The organism is Nguyenibacter vanlangensis, from assembly GCF_013376155.1.
GTDB classification, from domain to species: Bacteria; Pseudomonadota; Alphaproteobacteria; order Acetobacterales; family Acetobacteraceae; genus Gluconacetobacter; species Gluconacetobacter vanlangensis.
On record NZ_JABXXP010001051.1, the window covers coordinates 1 to 764 of the forward strand.

Here is a 764-nt window from a genome sequence, read left to right on the forward strand (position 1 = left end):
GGTGGCGACGGCGCCCGATTCGCTGGAGCGGGCGATTTCGGCGGCCGGCGGGGTGCGCCGCGCCGAGATCGATGCGCGCTTCATGCTGCGTGCCCGGCCGGGGGTGTTCGTGGCCGGCGAAATGCTGGATTGGGAGGCCCCGACCGGGGGATATCTGTTGCAGGCCTGCTTCGCCACCGGGCATGCCGCCGCGGGCGGGGTGCTGGACTGGTTGCAGGAGCAGGGCAAGGGACGGTATCCGTCCTGTCCATGACGGTTGCGATCACCATAGGCGACGTGCGGGGCGGGGGCCCCGCGCAGATGGATCTGGCGGAATTGCTGTCCACCCGCCTGCTGGTGCAGGGCAATTCCGGGTCGGGCAAGTCGCATCTGCTGCGCCGGCTGCTGGAGCAGTCGGCGACGCTGGTGCAGCAGGCCATCATCGATCCCGAGGGCGATTTCGTCAGCCTGGCGGAGAAATACGGCCATCTGGTGATCGACGGCGCCGCCCATACCGAGGCGGAACTGCAGGCGGCGGGCGAGCGCATGCGCGTGCATCGCGCGTCGGTCGTGCTGAACCTGGAAGGCGCGGACGCCGAGGTGCAGATGCGCCGCGCCGCCGCCTTTCTGGGCGGGATGTTCGAGGTGGGGCGGGATTACTGGTACCCGGTGCTGGTGGTGGTGGACGAGGCGCAGCTCTTTGCCCCGGCGGCGGCGGGCGAGGTGTCGGACGAGGCGCGGCGGGCTTCGCTGGGCGCGATGACCAACCTGATGTGCCGTGGGCG

2 protein-coding genes are annotated in these 764 nt (G+C 70.7%); both read left to right on the forward strand.

The features are described 5' to 3' along the window. A partial coding sequence (locus HUK84_RS21135) for an NAD(P)/FAD-dependent oxidoreductase (protein WP_176641919.1) occupies positions 1-253 on the forward strand: 253 nt, incomplete at its 5' end. Continuing rightward, positions 250-764 (forward strand): helicase HerA domain-containing protein (locus HUK84_RS21140; protein ID WP_176641920.1); only part of this gene is annotated, 515 nt, incomplete at its 3' end. The genes HUK84_RS21135 and HUK84_RS21140, both read left to right, overlap by 4 nt.